Here is a 6,745-nt window from a genome sequence, read left to right as displayed (position 1 = left end):
AGGCCGGCGAGGGCGCGGAGGGCGGCGCGTCATCCGGCGCCGCGCCCGGGGCGGCACTCGCCAGCGGCGCGCCGGACACCCCGGCCGCGCCGGCYACGCGCGACACATTCGCCGCGCCCGCGGCCAGGCCCTGACCTGGCCGTTCAGCTGCCCGCGGGCCGCTTCATCCGGCACATCGACGGCATGCTCAGGTCCGGTCCCGGGGTCATGCTGTCGAAGCGAAAGCCGTACTGGGTGCCCTCCACGCCAACCTTGACCGTCTTGCCGTCCACCGGCGCGATGGTGGACACCACCTGGGGCAGCAGCAACTGGTGATCGCTCTTGCGCATCATCACTTCGCCGACCGCAGAGCGATACTGCATGCCTTCCAGCGCCAGCGCGATGCTGGCCGCTTCGTCGGACTGCGCGCGGCGCATCGCTTCGGTGAGCATCTGCACGGCGATCAGCACGCGCGGCGCGAAATACTCGCCGGCGGAGGTTTGCCGCACGCGCGCGGCAAGCGCGTTGAGCGCGGGGTCGTCGCCGTTGGGCAAGTATTCAGCCACCCAGGTCAGGTGTGCGTTCTTCGCCTGTGCCACCGCCGTGACCGTGCCCGGCGCGCCGCCGCCGCTGTGGTTGATGTAGTTCAGCTCATAGCCGGCGTCGCCGGCCGCCTTGACCAGCAGGCTCAGGTCCTGGCCCCAGTTGCCCGTGATCACGGTGTCGGCGCCGCTGGCCTTGATCATGCTGACATAGGGCGAGAAGTCCTTGACCCTGGCCATCGGGTGCAGCGCCTCGCCKACGAACTCCACGTCGGGCCGGACATTCGAGATCATCTGCCGGCCCAGTGCCGCCCACACGCGGCCCTGCGTGTAGTCCTGGTTCAGCAGGAAGACCTTGTGCATGGACTTGTCGCCGCGCGCGAAATTGGCMAGCGCGCGCATCTTCATGGCCGTGTTCGCCTCGGTGGAGAACAGCCAGAAACTGCAGCGCATGCCGGTCAGGTCGGGATCGAGCGAGGCGTAGTTGATGATCAGGACCCGCTGGCCGGGGTTGCGCTCGTTGTGGCGGTTGGCGGCTTCGGCCAGGGCGCTCACCACCGGCGAGCCCGAGGCGCCGGTGAAGATGATGCGTGCGCCGGCATCGATGGCGGCTTGCAGCGCGGTCAGGCTGGCTTGCGGAGACAGCTTGTTGTCAAAGGTGAGCAACTCGTAGTTGCGCCCCAGCGCGCCGCCCTGGGCATTGGCGTCGTCGAGCGCGAACTTCAGGTTGGCCAGGAAGATCTCGCCGACATTGGCCAGCGGGCCGGAGAGCTGGTCGATGAACGCGACCTTGATGGGTCCCGTGCCGGCCGCCGGCGCCTGCCGGACGTCCGGCTGCGCTGCCTGGGCATGTGCCTGCAGCGGCAGCGCGCCGGCCAGTGCGAATGCCGCCAACGCGGCCACGCGCCGCGCGATCCTGGCGGCTGCGCCGGCCAGGCGCATCAAATCATGAAGCATTGCCGATCCCCTCTCCCATTGCTTACCAGCGATATTACCGCTGCTCACCAGGTATCGATGAAACGGCGTGCCGGCGCCGCCTCCGCGCCGCGTACGGCCGGCACCGAAGCCAGGCCGCGCAGCAGCCACTGGCGCGTATCGGCGGGGTCKATCACCGCGTCGATTTCCAGGTGGCTCGCCATGTTGAGCGCGCGCCCGCGCTGGTACGCCGCATCCACCATGCGTGCGAACAGGGCTTCGCGCTCGGCCGGATCGGCCACCGCCTCCAGCTCCTTGCGAAAGCCCAGCCGGATCGACCCTTCGATTCCCATCGCGCCGAACTCGCCGCTGGGCCAGGCGGCGGTGAAGAACGGCGCGGCGAAGCTGCCGCCMGCCATGGCCTGCGCGCCCAGGCCGTAGCCCTTGCGCAGCACCACCGTGAAAAACGGCACGCGCAACGCGCCGGCCGTCACGAACAGGCGCGACACGTGGCGCACGGTGGCGGTCTTCTCGGCCTCCGGGCCCACCATGAAGCCGGGCGTATCGCACAGCGAGACGATGGGCAGGCCGTGCGCGTCGCACAGCTGCATGAAGCGGGCGGCCTTGTCGGCGGCCGCCGCATCGATGGCGCCGCCAAGGTGGCGCGGGTTGTTGGCGATGCAGCCGAAGGCCCGTCCTTCGATGCGGATCAGCGCGGTGATCATGCCGGTACCGAAGGCGGCGCGCAGCTCCAGCACCGAACCCTGGTCCGCAAGGGTTGCCAGCACGTGGCGCATGTCGTAGCTGCGCAGCCGGTTCTCGGGGATCGCGTGGCGCAGCGCGCGCGCGTCGCCCGCCTCCCACGCCGCCAGGTCGCCCTGGAAGTAGGACAGGTAGCGCTGCGCGGCTGCCACCGCGGCCGGCTCGTCGTCGACCAGGACATCGATCACGCCGTTGGGCGCCTGCACGCTGACCGGCCCGACCTCCTCCGGCGCGAACACGCCCAGGCCGCCGCCCTCGATCATGGCCGGGCCGCCCATGCCAATGGTGGCGTCGCGGGTGGCGATGATGACATCGGCGCAGCCGAGCAGCGCGGCGTTGCCGGCAAAGCAGCGGCCGGAGACGATGCCCACCAGCGGCACCTGGCCGGACAGCCGCGCGAACTGGATGAACGAGGTGCAGTCCAGCCCGGCCACCACCGGCATGTCGGTGTCGCCGGGGCGGCCGCCGCCGCCTTCGGCGAACAGCACCACCGGCAGCTGCCACTGGCGGGCCAGCCCCAGCATGCGGTCCAGCTTCTTGTGGCCGTAGAAGCCCTGCGTGCCGGCCAGCACCGTGTAGTCGTAGGCCAGCACCATGCAGCGGGCGTCCCCGGCTGGGACGTGCGCGGCATTGACGGTGCCGATGCCGGTGACGATGCCGTCGGCCGGCGTGGCGCGTTCCAGGTCTGCCACGCTGCGGCGCTGCCGCTGCGCGGCGATGGCCAGCGCGCCGTACTCGATGAAGGAGCCTTCGTCGCACAGCTGCGCGATATTCTCGCGCGCGGTGCGTGCGCCGCGGGCATGGCGCCTGGCCACTGCTTCGGGGCGCGCGGCATCGAGCGTCAGCGCCTGGCGCGCCAGCGCGTCGCGCAGGTCGGCGCGGATGTGGCCGGGGTCCAGCGCGGCGTCGGCTTCGTGCGCATGGTCTGCGCCCGCGTCGGCCGCCAGCACGATCACCGGCGCGCCGGCGCGCAGCACGTCGCCGGGCGCGGCCAGCACGCGCAGCACCTGGCCGGCCACCGGCGCCTCGAGCGGGTGCTCCATCTTCATCGCCTCGATGATGGCCAGCGTCTGGCCCCGCCGCACGATGTCGCCGGGCTGCACCTGCAGCGCGGCCAGGGCGCCGTCCATGGGTGCGCTGACGCGTTCGGCATCCTCGGGCAGGTCGTCGGGCAGGTCGTCGGGCGGTACGCTGTGCKCGGCCGGCGCGCCGCCGGCRTCGCCGAGCGCATGCAGCGCGGGATGGGTATCGCCGCCGGCCAGGGCCTGGACCGCCATGGCCGGGAGCGCGGCGTCGAGGTACTGGGTGTGGATGGCATTGCGGCGCACGTCGTCGCGCTGCAGCAGGTCCTGCAGCAGGCGGCGGTTGGTGTCGATGCCCTCGATGCGGAATTCGCACAAGGCACGGTAGGCCTGCGCCAGCGCGCGTTCGTAGTTGCMGCCGGGCTCGTGCACKATCAGCTTGGCCAGCAGCGAGTCGAAGCGCGGATTGACGCGCATGCCGGCGTGGCCGGCGCCATCCACCCGCACGCCCGGACCGCTGGGCGGCTCGTAGGCGCTGATGCGGCCGCTGGCGGGGCGCAGCTGGCCCCGCGCGTCGAGATGCTCGGCATTGATGCGCAGCTGCACGGCGATGCCGCGCGGCGCCGGGGGCCGGTCCAGCCCGAGCTGGGCCAGGCTCTGCCCGGCGGCGATGCCCAGCTGCACCTGGACCAGGTCCACGCCAGTGACCATTTCGGTGACGGTGTGCTCCACCTGCAGGCGCGGGTTGGCTTCCATGAACCAGAATTCGCCATGCTCGCCGAGCAGGAATTCGAAGGTGCCGATGCCGCGGTAGGCACTGGCGCGCGCGAGCGTGATCGCGGCCTGCGCCAGGCGCGCGCGCATGGCATCGTCCAGCGAGGGGCTGGGCGCCACCTCCAGCAGTTTCTGGTGGCGCMGCTGCAGGCTGCACTCGCGCTCGCCCAGCGCGATCACGCCGCCGGCCGCATCGGCCACCACCTGGATCTCGATATGGCGGGGCGCGTCCACGATGCGCTCCACATAGACCGCGCCATTGCCGAAGGCGGCCGTGGCTTCGGAGACGCAGCGGGCATAGGCTTGGCCGATMTCCTGCGCGGCGTGCACCGCGCGCATGCCGCGCCCGCCACCGCCCGCCAGCGCCTTGATCATCATGCCGGGCCGGGCGTCCTGCGCCTGCAGCGTGGCGAAGAACGCGTGCGCTGCCTCCTGCGTGGTCGGCCCCGTGGTGCCCGGCACGACCGGCACGCCGCATTCGCGGGCCAGCGCGCGTGCGCGTGCCTTGTCGCCAAACAGGCGCAGCACGTCCGGCGCCGGGCCCGTGAAGGCCAGGCCGGCATCCAGGCAGGCCTGGGCAAACTCCGCGTTCTCCGAGAGCAAGCCGTAGCCCGGATGGACCAGGTCGCAGTCGCTGCGGCGCGCGGCGGCCACCACCTGCCCGATATCGAGATAGGCGCGCGGGCCCGTGCCGGCCAGTGCGACTGCCTCGTCGGCCTTGCGCACATGGAGGGCGTCGCGGTCGTCCTCGCTGAACAGGGCCACGCTCTGCAGGCCGGCGCTGGCAGCCGCGCGCGCGATGCGGATGGCGATTTCGCCGCGATTGGCGATCAGTAGCTTGCGGAACGTCATGATGCGAAGGACCAGTTCGGGGGCGGGGAAGACGGGATGGGCATGGCAGTGTCAGCCGGGTTGCTCGAGCAACGGTGCCAGGTCCTGCTTGCGCACCTTGCCCGTGGCGGTGAGGGGCAGGGCGTCGACGATGCGTACCAGCGGCACCTTGTACACAGCCATATTGCTGCGGCACCACTGCACCAGCGCGGCTGCGTCGACGGTGCCGGCGGCTTCCGGCTTGAGCATGACGAAGGCGACCGGCAGCTGGCCACGGTCCTCGTCGGCGCGCCCCACCACGGCGGCGCCGAGGATGGCCGGGTGCTGGCCGAGCAGCGCCTCGATCTCGGCGGGGAACACGCTCATGCCATTGACCTTGAGCATCTCCTTGCGCCGGCCCAGGTAATGCAGGTAGCCGTGCGCGTCGATCAGGCCGATGTCGCCGGTGTGGAGCCAGCCGTTGCGCAGCGATTCGCGCGTGGCCCCGGGTTTGTTCCAGTATCCCTTGAGCAGGGTCGGCGTGCGCACGCACAGCTCGCCCTCGGCGCCGAGCGGCAGCAGCTCGCCGCTATCGAAGTCGCAGACCTTGAACTCGGTCCCGGGCACGGGCAGGCCGACGAAGATGGGCTGGGCGCGCAGGTCCAGGTCATCGTCCTGCATGCCATGGGTGAAGGTGTTGCAGGTCTGCGTCTCCGTCATGCCCCAGGCGCTTTCCGCAATGACCGAGCCGGTCAGCGCGTGCCAGGCGCGGCGGTAGGGCAGGTTGAGCTTCTTGACGAAGGAGGACACGCCCACATGGCGCAGCGAGCGCAGCTGGTATTGCGCCACGCGCGGGTGTTCCATCACCTCCACCGCGTTGTCGACCAGCATCGATGCGTTGGTGACGCGATAGCGCTGCACCGCCGCCATGAAGGTTTCGGGATCCCAGCGCGCCAGCAGCACCAGGGGGATGCCGAAGAAGGCGGGGAAGATCAGGCAGAGGTTTTCGCCGGCGATCCAGAATTCCGGGAAGAAGCCGAGCATCACAGTGTCGTCGGCGATCTCCAGCGAAACCGCGCCGAAGGCGGCCGCCATGTCCACCATATCGCCTTGCGTATGGATGCAGCCCTTGGGCAGGCCGGTGGTGCCGCCGGTGTAGTTGAGCGCGGCCGGCGCGTCGAGCGCGACCGGCGTGGTGGGCGCCGGATGCGTGCAGGCCGCCATCGCGGACAGCAAGGCGATGGCCCGGTCGCCGGGCTCGCACGGGCAGGGCGGCGCCTGCGCCATCGGCGGCAKCGGCAGCGTGGGCTCGGCCGGCAGCACTTCAGCGAAGCTGGTCGTGAACAGCAGCGAGAKCGGATCGTCCGCGCCCAGGGCCTCGCGCGTTTCGCGCACCAGCGGCACCAGCTGGTCGAGCGCKACCAGGGCGCTCGGCGTGCTGTCCGCGAGTGCGTGCCGCAGTTCGGCGTGCTGCGAGAGCGGGCTGACCGGCACGTAGACCGCGCCGAGCTTGAGGATGCCGAAGAAGACGACGTGGAACTGCGGGCAATTCGGCAGCAGCACCGCCACGCGGTMGCCGGCGCCGATGCCGTGCGAGGCCAGCAGCGCCGCGCAGCGGTCGCTTTGCGCGTCGAGTTCGGCGTAGCTGGTTTCGTGGCCGTAGAAGAGCACCGCCGGATGGCCGGGCCGCGTGCGGCCCCAGTGCCGCAGCATCTCCGTGAGCGGCCGCCGTCCCAGCGGGTACTGCGGGGCGCGCGGCAGGCGGGCGGGCCAGGCGCGCTGCCAGCGCGCGTGCAGGTCTGCCAGGTACGCGGTTTCGTCCATCGGCGGTGTCTCCTTATTGGGGCGCCAGGCCGGCCGGTCCTGGCGAAATCTACTCTTTGGTATATTTATGTACCCTTGGGTATGATGCTATTGGCATTGCCATCGTGCGTCAAGCGC

3 protein-coding genes are annotated in these 6,745 nt (G+C 71.0%); all 3 read right to left on the bottom strand.

What is annotated here, in order from left to right:
- Window positions 1–143 precede the first annotated feature (143 nt).
- The 3 genes from AC1DKV_RS26500 to AC1DKV_RS26490 are packed head-to-tail and all read right to left on the bottom strand — an operon-like array spanning window position 144 to window position 6,628.
- Window positions 144–1,478, bottom strand: a complete 1,335-nt coding sequence (locus AC1DKV_RS26500; protein WP_441617909.1) for a branched-chain amino acid ABC transporter substrate-binding protein — start codon at window positions 1,476–1,478, stop codon at window positions 144–146.
- A 44-nt stretch (window positions 1,479–1,522) separates the two neighbouring features.
- Window positions 1,523–4,846 (bottom strand): acetyl-CoA carboxylase family protein, encoded by a 3,324-nt coding sequence (locus AC1DKV_RS26495; protein ID WP_477138353.1) that lies wholly within the window; start codon window positions 4,844–4,846, stop codon window positions 1,523–1,525.
- A 51-nt stretch (window positions 4,847–4,897) separates the two neighbouring features.
- Window positions 4,898–6,628: an AMP-binding protein gene (locus AC1DKV_RS26490; RefSeq protein ID WP_477138352.1), complete on the bottom strand. Its 1,731-nt coding sequence runs from the start codon at window positions 6,626–6,628 to the stop codon at window positions 4,898–4,900.
- Between the last annotated feature and the right edge of the window lie 117 nt (window positions 6,629–6,745).

The sequence above is a fragment of the Cupriavidus sp. 05T41 genome (assembly GCF_056396525.1).
Note: the sequence above shows the minus strand (reverse complement) of the source record. Positions and strands in the feature narration are given on the sequence as shown.